Raw genomic sequence first — 13026 nt, 5'->3', positions numbered from 1 at the left:
CCAACCCTTCGAGACAGAGGTCAAGAGCGAGTCCCATGACGCAATTCAATTGGCAGAATCCGTACCCGACGCCGCGCATGCCGGTGTTCGCCCGCAATATCGTGTCGACGTCGCACCCGCTTGCTGCGCAGGCCGGTCTGCGCATTCTGTGGCAGGGCGGCAATGCCGTCGACGCCGCCATTGCCGCCGCCGCATGCATGACCGTCGTTGAGCCGGTTTCCAACGGCCTTGGCGGCGACTGTTTCGCGCTGATCTGGGACGGCAAGGAACTGCACGGCCTGAACGCGTCGGGCGTCGCCCCGGCCGCGTGGAACGTCGACTATTTCCGCAAGAAGTACGGCGAGCAGCATGGCATCGCGAAACAACCGATGCGCGGTGTCGACACCACGACCGTGCCCGGGGTGATCGCGGGCTGGGAAGCGTTGCACGCGAAGTTCGGCAAGCTGCCGTTTGCGGATCTCATGGCCCCGGCGATCGAGATTGCCGAGCGCGGGCATGCCGTGGCGCATATCGTCGCGCGTAAATGGGCGGCGGCGGTGCCGGAGCTGAAGGACCTTCCGGGCTACGCGCAGACGTTTATGCCGAACGGCCGCGCGCCGACGACGAGCGAGATGATCCGCATGCCGGGCCATGCGCGCACGCTGCGCATGTTGGCGAAGGAAGGGCCGCGCGCCTACTACGAAGGCGAAATCGCGGCGCGCATTGCCGCATGGTCGGCGGAGCACGGCGGGGCGATGACCACCGACGATCTGCGCAACTACCGCGCAGACTGGGTCAAGCCCATCGAGAAGGACTATCGCGGCTACACCGTGCATGAAATCCCGCCGAACGGGCAGGGGATCGCGGCACTCATGGCGTTGGGCATTCTCGAAAAGTTCGACGTGTCGCGTCTGGCGGTCGACCGGGTGCATTCGCAGCATTTGCAGATCGAGGCGATGAAGCTCGCGTTCGCCGATCTTTACAAATACGTTGCCGATCCGCGTTCGATGGAAGTCACGCCTGAGCAGATGCTCGACGACGCTTACCTTACCGCGCGTGCGAAACTCATCAACCCCGAGCGCGCATCGCATTTCGACTTTGGCATGCCGAAGTCCGGCGGCACCATCTATCTGACGTCGGCCGACGAGCAGGGCATGATGGTGAGCTTCATCCAGTCGAACTACATGGGTTTCGGTTCCGGCGTCGTGGTGCCCGACCTGGGCATCGCGCTGCAAAACCGTGGCTGCGGTTTCTCGATGGATCCGAAGTCGGCCAACGTGGTCGAGGGCGGCAAGCGTCCGTTCCACACGATCATTCCGGCGTTCCTGACGCAGAAAGTGAACGGCAGGCACGAGGCGGTGATGAGCTTCGGCGTGATGGGAGGCGACATGCAGCCGCAAGGCCATCTGCAATCGGTCGTGCGGATGATCGACTACGGCCAGCAGCCGCAGGCGGCGTGCGACGCCCCGCGCTGGAAGGTCAATCGAGACTTCACTGTCGATATCGAATCGACGCTCGACCGCGAAACGGTCGCCGGACTGGTGGCGATGGGCCATCAGTTGAAGTCCATTGACGACCCGTACATGGACTTCGGCTCGGGCCAGTACATCTGGCGTCTGGATCGCAACGACCCGGATCGCGGCTACGTCGCCGCCAGCGATAGCCGTCGCGACGGTCTGGCCGCAGGCTTCTGAGCGAGCGGCTTTGCCGGCAGCGCCGGTGACGCGGTGTGTCTTGCACCGCGCCACCGGCGCTGTTGTCGTTTGTGGGGGACGTTGTGAGGACTTGAGCGAGGCGCGCTGCGGTGTTGGTATGCGCTCACTCGTCTCGGATTCCTACACGGCACTACCGGATCGAGGATACGTGAAGCTTCTGTTGATTCATCGAATCGTCACAGTTCACCCGCAATAATCACGTCGCACGAGGAATCTACAAACTAATTCGGCGGCCGATCTACTGCGTCAATTCGCGCGTGGCACCGGGCGCCGGTGCGACCCGGGGAAATGACGCAATGACAATCCGTCATCGAATAACGCTATTGGTGATCCTGACGTTTGTCGCGCTCTCGATCATTGGTGGCTACGCGGTCTATCAGACCCGCGCCAGCGCTCAGAAGGTGCGGCAAGTCACGGAAGGTGTGGTGCCAAGCGCGCTGGCTTCCGCCGATCTCGTCTCGCAGGTCAAGGCGGTCCAGATCGCCACCATGACGCTGGTCTACGCGCCGGACGACACCGTCGTCGAACAGGCGCTCGACAATCTCAAGAAACTGCACGGCGAAATCGACCAGTCGCTCGCCCGCCAGGCGCAAGGCGCTGCGAGCGATGCACAAAAGGGGCTGGTGACGCAGGCCCGCGAGAGTGTCGAGAACTACTTCAACGCCATTAACGACACCGCCAAGCTCAAGCAAGCCGGCAAGACCGAAATGGCGCAGGCCTTCCTGTTCGCGATGGTTGCGCAGTATCGCGACGAACTGGAAGGCGTGGTCAACACGCTGCGTGTCGAGAAGAATCGCCAGAAGGACTCGGCCATTGCCACGCTCAACGACACGCTCTCGACCACCACGACGGCCATCGCCCTTGTCACCGGGCTGGCGATCGTGCTGCTCACCGCCATCGGTGCGCTGCTGTATCGCCAGATCACGCGTCCGCTCTCGCGCATGCAGGCGATGATGAGCGAGATCGCGAACAGTCAGGACTTCACCCGTCGCGTGCCGGTCGGCCGCATGGACGAGATTGGGCATTCGATCGTGGCGTTCAACGGCATGATCGAGAAGATTCAGGAGCGCTCGGCACAGCTCAAGCAGAAGACGGCCGATATTCAGGCGATGTTGCAGAACATGCAGCAGGGCATTCTGACGGTCGTCGATGGCTCCAAGGTACACGGCGAATACTCGGCCTACCTCGAAGCGATCTTCGAGACGCAGGACATTGCCGGGCGTCCCGTCATGGAACTGGTCTTCGGCGACAGCGATCTGGGTTCGGATGCGCTCTCGCAGGTCGAAGCCGCCGTCGATGCCTGTATCGGGCAGGATGCCATCAACTTCGCCTTCAACGAACACCTGCTCGTCGGCGAGATCGGCAAGCGCATGCCCGACGGCCGCATCAAGCAACTGGATCTGACGTGGTCGGCGATCACCGACGAGAGCGACACGATCCTGCGCCTGATGCTGTGCGTGCGCGACGTGACGGAGTTGCGCGAACTCGCGGCCGAAGCCAACGAGCAAAAGCAGCGTCTGGAGATGATCGGCGAGATTCTGGCGGTGAGCCAGGAGAAGTTCCATCACTTCATCGAAAGCTCGACCGGCTTCATTCGCGAGAACGAACGCATTATCCGCAAGCACTCGCAAGCCGACAGCGCGGCGATTGCGGAGCTGTTCCGCAATATGCACACGATCAAGGGCAACGCGCGCACGTACAACCTGCAGTATCTGACGAATGTCGTACACGAGACCGAGCAGCGCTATCACGAGCTGCGCCAGCCCGACGTGGCCCGGCTGTGGGATCAGGATGGTCTGATGCGCGAACTCGAGCGCGTGCGGGAAGCGGTCGATACCTACGCGCACATCAACGAAATGAGCCTTGGCCGCAAGGGGCCGGGCAGAACCGCCGACGAACAGTCGATGGTCGTCGACCGTGCACACATCCGTGCCAGTCTGCGCATGCTGGAAGCGGCCGACCCCAACGATCCGCTGCAACTCGTTGCCATGCGCGACGCCGTTCACCAGACGCTGCGTCTGTTGGGCACCGAGGGCGTGGGCGAAGCGCTGGGCGGTGTGCTCGATTCGCTGCCGTCGCTTGCAAGCGAGCTGGGCAAGCCGGCCCCGGCCGTGCGTATCGACGACAACGGCTACCGCCTGCGCTCGCCGGCGGTGCGGATTCTGCGCGACGTCTTCATGCACTTGCTGCGCAATTCGATGGACCACGGGCTGGAGAGTGCAGAGGAGCGTCGTGCGAAGGGCAAGCCGGCGGCCGGCACCATCGACATTGAAGTCGGCCTCGATCACAACATGCTGCAAGTCACGCTCACCGACGATGGCCGCGGACTGGCGCTGCACCGCATCCGTAACATCGCCGTGCAGCGTGGCTGGATTACCGCCGAGACGTATGTGACGGACGAGCAGATTGCCCAGTTCATCTTCCGTCCGGGTTTCTCGACGGCAGCGCAAGTCACCGAGGTATCGGGGCGTGGCGTGGGCATGGATGCCGTGCAGGACTTCGTGCGCCGCGAACACGGCCGCATCGAACTTCGCTTCACTGACGAGCGCAAGGGCGCTGAATTCCGTCAGTTCCAGACAGTGGTGTGCCTGCCCGACAACCTCGTGGTCGATGGCTTCGACCTGAACAGTGTGGCGGCCGATGCCATCGACCTGCCCGCGATCGATGCAGGGGAGCGCGCAGCCTCGCGCGACGACCTCTCGCCCGCGGACAAGGTCTGAGGCGCAGCCAGATCGTTGACGCAGTGAGCACGATGGGCAAGGCGGCGCAGACCCTGCGGGGCTGCGGCCGCCACGCCGCTTTCGGAGACGAATGGAGTATGGACGCAGTGGAATGGCTGTTGGCAGGTGCGCTTGCCGGCGCGCTCGGCACAAGTGCTGTGGCGTTTTTCGCGCACCGCTGGCGCATGGCGCAGGCCACGGCGCACTGGCGCGCGCTGACCGGGACGCACGACGAAGCGCTGGAGCAGGCGCTCGAACGTGAGCGCCTGGCCGTCGCAAGCCAAGAGGACGCGGCGCAGGCATACGGCGAGGCACTTGCCGCGCAGCAGGCGAGCCTGGCGCAAGCCGAGCTGGACTTGCAGGCGGCACGCAAGTCGGAAGCGGCCGTGCTCGAGGCGAAGGGCCTCTGGCAAGCCGAGGCGGAGCGCATTGCCGGAGAAGCCGCGCGGCTGCGCGGACTGGCGGCGACGTTCGAGCGCTGGCACGAGCAGATGATCTCGCTCATGACGCAGAACCAGGACATGCACGCCAAGAACCACGAGCTGGCGTCGATTGTCCGGCACGTGCTGATCGTGTCGCTCAATGCGTCTATCGAAGCAGCGCGTGCAGGCACGGCCGGACGAGGCTTCGGCATCGTCGCCGGCGAAGTGCGTGCGCTCGCGACCCGCTCCGAAGAACTCTCGAAGAGCTATCGCGACAGCCTGCATCGCAACGATGTGACGACCACGGCGACGTTTCAGGACATTCAGGCGGGCGGCAAGATGATTGCGGCATCGCTCTCGAGCGTCGAGTCGTTGGCGCAGCAGTTGCATTCCCGTCTTCACTAAGCAGGCAGGTTTCGTTGTGATCAGCGCTCACGCACGCGACAGTTTCGAACGCATTCTGCACAAGGCGGTACGCACGCGGCTGGCGCGCACGCCAGGCGCCTCGTGCGACATCGTGCCGCTCAAGGTCCGCCAGACAGACTCGGCCGCATCCGATACCGATACCGATGCCGATGTCGATCTGGTGGCGCGTCACGCCAACGTGGTCGTGCTCACGATCTCATCCATCGGCTTTCGCATGCTGCTGGCGCTGCATTTCGACGAGGATGACGTCACCACGCGGTATTTCGCGGGTGACGATCAGGACAAGCCGTTTCGCGAAATCTTCCTCGAAATCAGCAATCTCTGCTGCGGGGCGATCAATCAGGAACTGCTCAGCGACTTCCCCGATCTGGGTATGTCGACCCCTTACGTACTGAGCGCGCGATGCGTGCCTCACCTCGTGCAGCTCAAGCCGAATCATCTGGCGTCATGGGACATCACGCTCGAAGGCTCGGTGCGCCTGGCTGCCACGCTGTGCATCTGCGCCCATGCGCCGCTCGACTTCACTGCCGAGGTCAGCGAAACGCAAGACAGCAGCGGCGAACTGGAACTGTTTTGAATCGGCGTACGCCATAGGAAATTACGACAATGAACCGAAGCACCCCCCGCGAGTCGGTCAGCCAGTTCCTGATCCTCGAAGACAGTGTCGAGCATGAATACCCTGAAGCGCTTGTGCGCGGCATGATCGATATCACCGATGGCGTGTTCCGTGGCCTGTTCGGTGAGATCGCCATGCGCTGCGAGCCGCCGAGCGTGGAGCGCGATCGCATCATTTTTGGCGAAGTCTTCAGCCTGATACCGCTCGAGAGTGCCTGGTGCCGGGGCTACATGATGATGCAGGCCGAACAGGTGCCGTTCATGCAACTGCTCGAGCACACCGGCCGTTGCGAAGGCCGTGCGGGCTTTCGCGAACTCAACGGCATGCTTGGCGAGTTGACGAATCTGATCTGGGGCGCGTTCAAGAACCGCTACATGGGCGATCCGTTGGCGGTCGACCGCGCGCAGGTGCAAGTACCGCTACTCATCAACCACAAGCAGAAGTACATCTCGTTCGGCACCGACAATCCGCAGTTGTGCTTCGTCTATCGACTTACCGATCCCGTCAACGGACAGATCGTGACGTTGCATCAGCATTTCGTTTTCAGTCTGAACTGGTCGCCCGAAGCATTTCGCGAAGCTGCGCAGGCGGTCACCGAGCCCGTCGAGACCGGGGCGCTGGAATTGTTCTGAGATCCCGGCTCGGCTACCTACTCTCTCTTACACACAAGGACAACACCATGTCGAAGATTCTCGTGGTCGATGACTCGAGCACCGTGCGCGACGAAGTCGCGGGCTTCCTGCGCAAGAACGGCCTGGATGTGGACACGGCCGTCGACGGCAAGGACGGCCTGGCCAAGATCAAGGCGAGCCCGGGCGTGAAGCTCGTCATCAGCGACGTGAACATGCCGAATATGGACGGCCTGACGATGGTCGAGAAGATTCGCGGCGAACTCGCCAACAAGACCGTCAACGTGGTGATGCTCACCACCGAAAGCAGCCCGGCCATGAAGGAGCGCGGCAAGGCAGCGGGCGTGAAGGGCTGGATCGTCAAGCCGTTCAAGGGCGACGCCGTGCTCGAGACGTTCCGCAAGCTCGCCAGCTAACATCACCTGCCGCACGCCCGGCCTTCTCGGTTGGGGAGGACGGGCGAGCCGGGCCGGCAGCGGCGCTCATCGTCGGGGTGAATCGCAGGCCGACCGTCGCCACCGCGCGACGGCGGCGTTACACTGCTGACTTTCCCGCACTACGCGAAAGTCTGCGCACACCTGTTGCGCTTCATCGCCTTCTCATCATGAGCGTCGTACCCCAGAAAAAGAAGTCCGCCGCAGCGGCCGTTTCCCGCGACCTCGTCGCGCCGGAAACCGGCAGCGAAGCGCTCGAGGAAGCGTCGGGCTCAGCCGATGCGCGCCCGCGCCGCTCCAAACTGCGACTCACGTATGTCATTGCCAGCCTTGACCGCTTGTTGCGCCGCCACATGTCGGAAGCGCTCGCGCCGCTCGGCCTCACGCTGGCACAGTTCACCGCGCTTTCGGTACTCGACGCACGGGGCAAGCTCTCCAACGCGCAGCTCGCGCAACGCTCGTTCATTACCCCGCAATCGGCCAACGAGGTCGTGAGCATCATGGCGCAACGCCAATGGATCACGCGCGAGCCCGACCCCAATCACGGCCGCATTGTATTGCTGCAACTGACCGACGAGGGCCGTCGCGTGCTTGCGCAGTGCGAGGCCGTGGCCAAGGAAATCGACACGCGCATGCGTGCCGACGTGAGCCGCGAAGACGCGGCAGCCGTGCAACGCCATCTCGAAATGTTCGTGCGAAATCTGCGCGACTGACTCCGGGTTTGTCCTGACCTGCCGATTGCTTGTATTGTCAGGTAGCTTGATATTAAATGGAGTCCGTCGACGCGAAGATACGCGCGACCGAATCCCAGTGACACGGTAAGACGACAGCGACGAGCCGCGCTCGCGGCATCGCCGTATCCGTCGCACCTGCGCCTTTAATATCAGGTTTCCTGATCAAATGGGCCGTGCTGACGTATGCCTGCGTGTGTTGTCGCCGGTGTCGACTGATTTCGTATCAGGCGCTGCCCCGCAGGGTGGTGACCGACGTCCATCAAGAAGATCACAGGAGACACCATGGAATCGAATCGGGACGGCGGCGCACGAGCGTTGCCTTTAGGCGCGGAGGGCACGGCGAGCGGCGCCAGTCCGGTCGTGCTGACGCTGGCGTTGTGCTTTGCCGTGGCGTTGCTCGAAGGTCTCGACCTTCAGTCCGTTGGCGTCGCGGCGCGTGGCATGGCGAAAGAGTTCGGTCTGAGCGTTGCGCAAATGGGGATTGCGTTCTCGGCGGGCACGTTCGGTCTGCTGCCCGGCGCAATGGTGGGCGGGCGGCTGGCCGACAGCATCGGCCGCAAGCGCGTGCTGATGCTCTCGGCGGCGCTGTTCGGCGTACTGTCGATCGCTACCGCCTTCGTGTCGGACTTCTGGATGCTCGTGATCGTGCGGGTGCTTACGGGTATCGGGCTGGGCGGGGCGATGCCGAACCTGATTGCGCTGTCGTCGGAAGCCGTGGCGCCGCGCTTGCGGGGCACGGCCGTGAGCATCATGTATTGCGGCATTCCGCTGGGGGGCGGTATCGCAGCCACGATCGGCATGCTGGCGGTGAGCGATGCGGACTGGCGGCACATCTTTTATGTGGGGGGCGTTGGGCCGCTGCTGCTGCTGCCGGTGCTGGCGTGGTGCCTGCCCGAGTCGCGCGCGTTTGCCGCTTCGACCGTGCAAGGCCAGCGCGCCACGCCGGCGCCGATGACGTCGGTGCTGTTCTCCGAGGGGCGCGGCGTCTCGACCGTCCAGCTCTGGCTGTCCTACTTCTGCACGCTCATCGTGCTGTACTTCCTGCTCAACTGGCTGCCTTCGCTCATGGGATCGCGTGGTCTGGCGCGCGGCGAAATCGGCTGGGTGCAGATTCTCTTCAACGTGGGAAGCGCCGTCGGCGTGCTTGCACTTGGCTATCTGATGGATCGCGCTCGCATGTCGCTGGTGATCGGCGGTATGTATCTGGGCATGATCGCGTCGCTCGTGGGCCTGGCCGCAGCGCAAGGCTTCGGCGTGCTGGCCACGGCGGCGTTCTTCGCGGGCATGTTCATCATCGGCGGCCAGTCGGTGCTCTATGCGCTCGCTGCCGCCTACTACCCGACCGCCATGCGTGGCACCGGTGTGGGCGCGGCCGTGGCCATCGGGCGTATCGGCTCGGTGGTCGGGCCGCTCGCCGCCGGCATGCTGCTGGCGGTGGGCAGCAGCGCAGCCGTGGTGATCGGCGCCAGCATTCCCGTGACGATCGTGGCCGCACTGGCCGCACTCACGCTCATCCGTCGTCCCCGCGCGGCTGACTGACCTGCATCAACCGGTTGGCCTCGCTTGCACGCGACGGACGGCATTCGGCTGCCCCGTCGCGTTTTTTCTTGCACGCGCTGCGCAATCTGCGCTCGTCGCGAGCACCCGCCGAAGCTAGCTTGCATACATAACGACATTAATATTCTGGAGACTCGCATGGCATTTCCCTCTCGCACTCGTGCGCTCGCAACCCTGGGTGCAGCCGCTGCGCTGGCTGCCCCCGGCATCGCTGGCGCGCAATCGAATATCACGCTGTACGGCATTGTCGACACCGGTATCGAGTACGTCTCTCATGCGAGCCCGAATGGCGCTGTCTTGCGCATGCCTGGGGTGACGGGCGAACTGCCGTCGCGCTGGGGGCTGCGCGGCACGGAAGATCTCGGCGGCGGCCTTGCGGCGATCTTTCAGTTGGAGAGCGGCTTCAACATTCGCGGCGGCGATCTCGGCCAGGGCGGGCGAATGTTCGGCCGTCAGGCTTTCGTGGGCGTAAAGGGGCCGTACGGTACGCTGGCGTTTGGCCGCCAATACACCATGACGTACTACGCGCTGCTGGGCTCCGACATACTCGGCCCGGACATCTACGGCATGGGCTCGTTCGATGCCTATATTCCCAACGCGCGCACCGACAACTCGATCACATATCAGGTCGGCTGGCAGGGGCTGAGCTTCGGCGCAGGCTATTCGTTCGGCCGCGATTCCGCCGGCACGGGCAACTCGCCGGGGCAGGGCACGTGCGCGGGGCAGGTGCCGGGCCAGTCGGTGCAGTGCCGCGACTGGTCGGTGATGCTCAAGTACGACGCGAGCAATTTCGGCGTAGCCGCGTCGTATGAAGAACAGCGCGGCGGCGCCAATGCGGCGGCCAACTTCTTCGACGGGCAGGCGACTTCGGCGTTCGCCAGCAGCGGCGACAAAGACACGCGCACGACCCTCGGCGCGTACTACAAATACGGTGCGTTAAAGGTCGGCGGTGGATGGCTCGGCCGTCGTGTCTCGACGTCTGCCGTCAACACGCACTCGAATCTGTTCTATCTCGGCGCCGCATACAACGTCACGCCTGCCTGGCTGGTAGACGCAGAGGTCTATCGCATCATCAACAGCGATCACGACACGCGTGGCACCATGACCACGCTGCGCGCCACGTATTCGCTTTCGGTGCGCACGGCTGTCTACGCGCAAGGGGCATACCTCTTCAACAGCGCCCGTGCCGCGTACTCGGTCAGTGGCGGCGGTGGCGGCACCACGCCGCCCGCAGGCGAAGGCCAGGCCGGCGTGATGCTTGGCATGCGTCATACGTTCTGACACCTCAGGTAAGGGTTTCCACTGAAAAAGCAATCCTTGCAATGTAAGGTTGCCTGATATTAAATGTGTGTGTTGGCAACACCGCGCGCCACTCCCGGCGCGCGGCGCAAGTTGCCCCGCACACTTGGGAATTACGCAAATGAATGCATACGAAGGACGCTGGAAAACGGTTGACGTGAAGGTCGAGGGCGGTATTGGCTGGGTCATCTTCAATCGCCCGGAGAAACGCAATGCGATGAGCCCGACGCTCAACACCGAAATGAATCAGGTGCTCGATGCCGTCGAACTCGACGGCGACATCAAGGTGGTCGTGCTGACGGGCGCGGGTTCGGCGTGGACGGCCGGCATGGATCTGAAGGAGTACTTCCGCGAGATCGACGGCGGACCGGAGATCGTTCAGGAGCGTGTGCGCCGCGACGCGTCGGACTGGCAGTGGCGCCGTCTGCGCATGTACTCGAAGCCGACGATTGCCATGGTCAACGGCTGGTGCTTCGGCGGCGGTTTTTCTCCGCTGGTGGCCTGCGATCTGGCGATTGCCGCCGATGAGGCCGTCTTCGGTCTGTCGGAAATCAACTGGGGCATTCCGCCGGGGAACCTGGTGAGCAAGGCGATGGCCGACACGGTCGGCCACCGTCGTGCACTGCACTACATTATGACCGGCGACACGTTCACTGGCGTGGAAGCGGCCGACATGGGGCTGGTCAACCAGAGCGTGCCGCTCGCCCAACTGCGCGACGCCACGCTGGCGCTCGCTGCCAAGCTGCTCGAAAAGAACCCGGTGGTGCTGCGTGCCGCGAAGCACGGCTTCAAGCGCGCGCGCGAACTTACGTGGGAGCAAAGCGAAGACTATCTGTACGCCAAGCTCGATCAGGCGCAACTGCGTGACCCGGAGCATGGCCGCGAGCAGGGTCTCAAGCAGTTCCTCGACGACAAGTCGATCAAGCCGGGTCTGCAAGCCTACAAGCGCTGAAGCGCGGCAATTCTCCGTGACCGAACAGACGAAAGAGGAATCGCGCAATGCATGAAGTGCAAATGCTGATCGGCGGCCAGTGGCGTGGCGCACAGGGCGGGGCGACATTCGAGCGAATCGACCCGGTGACGGGCGAGGTCGCCACGCGCGCACCGGCGGCCACGCTGGCGGATGCCGACGCGGCAGTCGACGCGGCGCAAGCGGCATTTCCCGCATGGGCGGCACTCTCGCCCACGGCGCGTCGCCAGCGTTTGCTCGCGGCTGCGGAACGTATGGACAGCCGCGCGGCCGAGTTCATTGCCATTGGCGCTGCCGAGACAGGGGCGATGGCCAACTGGTATGGCTTCAACGTCATGCTCGCGGCCAATATGCTGCGCGAAGCGGCGGCCATGACCACGCAGATCGACGGTAGCGTCATTCCCAGCGACGTCCCCGGCAGCCTCGCGCTGGCCGTGCGCTCGCCGGTGGGCGTGGTGCTGGGTATCGCGCCGTGGAATGCCCCGGTCATTCTGGCCACGCGTGCGCTGGCCATGCCGCTCGCGTGTGGCAACACGGTCGTGCTCAAGGCGTCGGAACAATGTCCGGGCGTGCATGCGCTGATCGGCGCCTGTCTGCACGAGGCCGGGCTTGGCGATGGGGTGGTCAACGTCGTCACGAATGCGCCGGAGGATGCCGGCGAGATCGTGGCGCGTCTGATAGCGCATCCGGCCGTGCGCCGTGTGAACTTCACCGGTTCGACTCATGTGGGCCGCATCATCGCGCGCCTTGCCGCGGAGCATCTCAAACCGGCGTTGCTGGAACTGGGCGGCAAGGCACCGGTACTCGTGCTCGACGATGCGGATCTGGACGCTGCGGTCGACGGCATTGCATTCGGCGCCTTCTTCAATCAGGGGCAAATCTGCATGTCGACGGAGCGGGTCATCGTCGACGCGCGCATTGCCGACACCTTTGTCGAGAAGCTCACCGCCAAGGCAGCCAAGCTGCACGCCGGGCCGCCAACGTCGCCCGGCAGCGTGCTCGGCGCGATGGTGAGTGCGCAGGCGGCGTCGCGCGTGGCGGCGCTCGTCGAGGATGCTCGCGAGCATGGCGCGCGTTTGCCGCTCGGCTGTCGCGTCGACGGCGCGATCATGCAGGCAGCAATTGTCGATGGCATTACGCCGGCGATGCGTCTGTATCGCGAAGAATCGTTCGGCCCGGTGGTGACGATCCAGCGCGTGCAGGGCGATGACGAAGCCGTGTCGGTGGCCAATGACAGCGAGTTTGGCCTGTCGGCGGCGATCTTCAGTCGCGACGTGTCGCGTGCCATGCAGTTGGCCAGACGCATCGAGTCGGGCATCTGCCACATCAATGGCCCCACGGTTCACGACGAAGCGCAGATGCCGTTCGGCGGCGTGAAGGCGAGCGGTTACGGTCGCTTCGGCAGCAAGGCGTCCATCGGCGAGTTCACGGAGCTTCGCTGGATCACGGTGCAAACGACCCCGCGTCACTACCCGATCTGACGGCCCCACGGGATGAGGATGCACCCGCACGCGAACGCGACCCA

Annotated in this window: 11 protein-coding genes; all 11 read left to right on the top strand. The window is 64.0% G+C overall.

Annotated features, from left to right (window positions below; translation table 11 throughout):
• Nucleotides 1-35: 35 nt before the first annotated feature.
• The 11 genes from PBR20603_RS11325 to PBR20603_RS11275 all read left to right on the top strand — a co-directional run bounded on the left by PBR20603_RS11325 (nt 36) and on the right by PBR20603_RS11275 (nt 12982).
• Complete coding sequence (locus PBR20603_RS11325; RefSeq protein ID WP_150559616.1) at nt 36-1673, top strand: gamma-glutamyltransferase family protein; 1638 nt, start codon at nt 36-38, stop codon at nt 1671-1673.
• Nucleotides 1674-1990: 317 nt separating this feature from the next.
• Nucleotides 1991-4414 (top strand): MCP four helix bundle domain-containing protein, encoded by a 2424-nt coding sequence (locus PBR20603_RS11320; protein ID WP_150559615.1) that lies wholly within the window; start codon nt 1991-1993, stop codon nt 4412-4414.
• 98 nt (nt 4415-4512) lie between these two features.
• The gene (locus PBR20603_RS11315; RefSeq protein ID WP_150559614.1) at nt 4513-5241 is read left to right on the top strand and encodes a methyl-accepting chemotaxis protein; all 729 of its coding nucleotides are present in this window, start codon (nt 4513-4515) and stop codon (nt 5239-5241) included.
• A gap of 16 nt (nt 5242-5257) precedes the next feature.
• The gene (locus PBR20603_RS11310) at nt 5258-5839 is read left to right on the top strand and encodes a hypothetical protein (protein WP_150559613.1); all 582 of its coding nucleotides are present in this window, start codon (nt 5258-5260) and stop codon (nt 5837-5839) included.
• A 29-nt stretch (nt 5840-5868) separates the two neighbouring features.
• Entirely contained in the window at nt 5869-6510 is a 642-nt protein-coding gene (locus tag PBR20603_RS11305; RefSeq protein WP_150559612.1) for a chemotaxis protein CheX, read from the top strand.
• 47 nt (nt 6511-6557) lie between these two features.
• The gene (locus PBR20603_RS11300) at nt 6558-6923 is read left to right on the top strand and encodes a response regulator (protein WP_039372237.1); all 366 of its coding nucleotides are present in this window, start codon (nt 6558-6560) and stop codon (nt 6921-6923) included.
• Nucleotides 6924-7111: 188 nt separating this feature from the next.
• Nucleotides 7112-7654 (top strand): MarR family winged helix-turn-helix transcriptional regulator, encoded by a 543-nt coding sequence (locus PBR20603_RS11295; RefSeq protein ID WP_150559611.1) that lies wholly within the window; start codon nt 7112-7114, stop codon nt 7652-7654.
• Nucleotides 7655-7957: 303 nt separating this feature from the next.
• A complete protein-coding gene (gene mhpT / locus PBR20603_RS11290; protein ID WP_246174545.1) occupies nt 7958-9214 on the top strand; it encodes a 3-(3-hydroxy-phenyl)propionate transporter MhpT in 1257 nt (418 codons plus the stop codon).
• Nucleotides 9215-9370: 156 nt separating this feature from the next.
• Nucleotides 9371-10513 carry a porin gene (locus tag PBR20603_RS11285; protein ID WP_150559610.1) on the top strand — a complete coding sequence of 381 codons (1143 nt, stop codon included), beginning with the start codon at nt 9371-9373 and terminating at the stop codon, nt 10511-10513.
• Nucleotides 10514-10652: 139 nt separating this feature from the next.
• A complete protein-coding gene (locus PBR20603_RS11280) occupies nt 10653-11483 on the top strand; it encodes a p-hydroxycinnamoyl CoA hydratase/lyase (protein WP_010804527.1) in 831 nt (276 codons plus the stop codon).
• 47 nt (nt 11484-11530) lie between these two features.
• The gene (locus PBR20603_RS11275) at nt 11531-12982 is read left to right on the top strand and encodes an aldehyde dehydrogenase (RefSeq protein WP_150559609.1); all 1452 of its coding nucleotides are present in this window, start codon (nt 11531-11533) and stop codon (nt 12980-12982) included.
• Nucleotides 12983-13026: the final 44 nt, after the last annotated feature.

Origin of the sequence: Pandoraea bronchicola, assembly GCF_902459805.1 — a bacterium.
Taxonomy (GTDB): Bacteria; Pseudomonadota; Gammaproteobacteria; order Burkholderiales; family Burkholderiaceae; genus Pandoraea; species Pandoraea bronchicola.
This window is presented reverse-complemented; position numbering and strand designations above follow the sequence as displayed.

Excerpts from the sequence above, each read along its gene's own strand:
- PBR20603_RS11285 (WP_150559610.1), top strand. The coding sequence starts at position 9,371 with ATGGCATTTCCCTCTCGCACTCGTGCGCTCGCAACCCTGGGTGCAGCC.
- PBR20603_RS11305 (WP_150559612.1), top strand. The coding sequence starts at position 5,869 with ATGAACCGAAGCACCCCCCGCGAGTCGGTCAGCCAGTTCCTGATCCTC.
- PBR20603_RS11295 (WP_150559611.1), top strand. The coding sequence starts at position 7,112 with ATGAGCGTCGTACCCCAGAAAAAGAAGTCCGCCGCAGCGGCCGTTTCC.
- PBR20603_RS11320 (WP_150559615.1), top strand. The coding sequence starts at position 1,991 with ATGACAATCCGTCATCGAATAACGCTATTGGTGATCCTGACGTTTGTC.
- PBR20603_RS11275 (WP_150559609.1), top strand. The coding sequence starts at position 11,531 with ATGCATGAAGTGCAAATGCTGATCGGCGGCCAGTGGCGTGGCGCACAG.
- mhpT (WP_246174545.1), top strand. The coding sequence starts at position 7,958 with ATGGAATCGAATCGGGACGGCGGCGCACGAGCGTTGCCTTTAGGCGCG.
- PBR20603_RS11315 (WP_150559614.1), top strand. The coding sequence starts at position 4,513 with ATGGACGCAGTGGAATGGCTGTTGGCAGGTGCGCTTGCCGGCGCGCTC.
- PBR20603_RS11280 (WP_010804527.1), top strand. The coding sequence starts at position 10,653 with ATGAATGCATACGAAGGACGCTGGAAAACGGTTGACGTGAAGGTCGAG.
- PBR20603_RS11300 (WP_039372237.1), top strand. The coding sequence starts at position 6,558 with ATGTCGAAGATTCTCGTGGTCGATGACTCGAGCACCGTGCGCGACGAA.
- PBR20603_RS11325 (WP_150559616.1), top strand. The coding sequence starts at position 36 with ATGACGCAATTCAATTGGCAGAATCCGTACCCGACGCCGCGCATGCCG.